Source organism: Corallococcus sp. AB049A (genome assembly GCF_003668885.1).
Classification (GTDB): Bacteria; Myxococcota; Myxococcia; order Myxococcales; family Myxococcaceae; genus Corallococcus; species Corallococcus interemptor.
This window is the reverse complement of sequence record NZ_RAWL01000899.1, coordinates 1-605: the sequence shown is the minus strand read 5'-3', so window position 1 is coordinate 605 and position 605 is coordinate 1. Positions and strand designations below refer to the sequence as shown.

The 605-nt window shown below is 73.1% G+C and carries 1 pseudogene; it reads left to right on the top strand.

Annotation, left to right across the window (positions count from 1 at the left end):
• Window positions 1–605, top strand: a pseudogene (locus tag D7X55_RS40130) (hypothetical protein); the annotation flags it as partial.

The following is a 605-nucleotide window of genomic DNA, read 5'->3' as shown; positions in this document are numbered from 1 at the left end:
GCGAAGGGGCTGTTCGCGGCGGAGGCCATCGGGCTGGGGCTGATTGGCGCGGGGCTGGTGCCCATCGCGTTGACGGGCGCGTCGCGAAAAACCATCGGGCCGCTGTACGCGGTGACGCTGACGGGCGCGGGGGTGTTCTCCCTGTCGATGCTGGCGAACCTGTACGCGGTGACGTCGCCGGCGTTCGACCCGGGGCGGGTGCCGGACACGCTGCCGCCGCTGGAGCTGGACCTGGGCTACCAGTACGTGAACGACGCGACGGCGGACTACCGGAACTTCTTCGCGCTGGGCGCGGTGGCGCGGCTGTCGAAGGTGCAACTTCAGGCCTCCGCGCGGCTGGCGCCGGACGAGGGCAACACGTTGATCCGCGCGGGCGCGGCGTACCGGCTGTGGGGCGCGCCGGAGCGGACGCTGGGGCTGGACGGGGATGGCACGTCGTTGGACGTGGAGGGCTTCGCGACCTACCACCGCTACCCGACGGAGGGCTTCACGCTGGGCGGCGGGGAGGTGGCGCTCAAGGGCCGCTACGCGATGGCGCGCTTCGGGCCGCGCTTCGCGGGCTCGTTCGTGGAGGGCGGCGTGGGGGTGTCCGCGCAGGCCTACAG